This window comes from Collinsella sp. HCP28S3_B9, from assembly GCF_052066095.1.
Lineage (GTDB): Bacteria > Actinomycetota > Coriobacteriia > Coriobacteriales > Coriobacteriaceae > Collinsella.
Genome location: NZ_JBQHST010000079.1, coordinates 1 through 486 on the forward strand (window position 1 = coordinate 1; position 486 = coordinate 486).

1 protein-coding gene is annotated in these 486 nt (G+C 70.6%); it reads left to right on the plus strand.

Annotated elements, in window-relative coordinates; all coding sequences use genetic code 11:
* Positions 1–270 (plus strand): hypothetical protein (locus tag ACTNBB_RS09160; RefSeq protein WP_441055275.1); only part of this gene is annotated, 270 nt, incomplete at its 5' end.
* Positions 271–486 lie beyond the last annotated feature (216 nt).

Here is a 486-nt window from a genome sequence, read left to right on the forward strand (position 1 = left end):
GCGGGCAACGCGCTCGTGAGGAAGCTGGCCGTTGAGGGTTCATGGTGCTACGCCGCGGCACGGCACCAGCCGAAGCTCATGCCGAGGGACACGGGCGTGCCCCTCGAGATAAGGATGCACGGGAGGAAGGGGTCCGAGCGGCTCCTGCGGCGGCGCGAGGAGATGCTCGCCCGCGGCATGCCCGCGGCGAAGGCCAACGCGGCCACCGCGGCCGAGCTCGTGAGGTGGCTCTGGGCCCTCGGCATGATGTGCCGGGAGGGCGCGGAATAGACATAGCCCCCGTCCCGGCGAGCCGGGCGGCCTTCGGGGATACCCCCTATTTCGCTGTGCGCGCGGAGCCCTCCGCATGCGCCTCGACAGACTTGGGGAACCCCGCCGAAGGAATGGAGTGCGGGCCGACAGAACGGTATCCGCGGATATGAGACTGAGCCGAAGGCGTCGATGACATGCCGGGGGCGGACCGGGACGGGTTCAACGGCAGGCCCC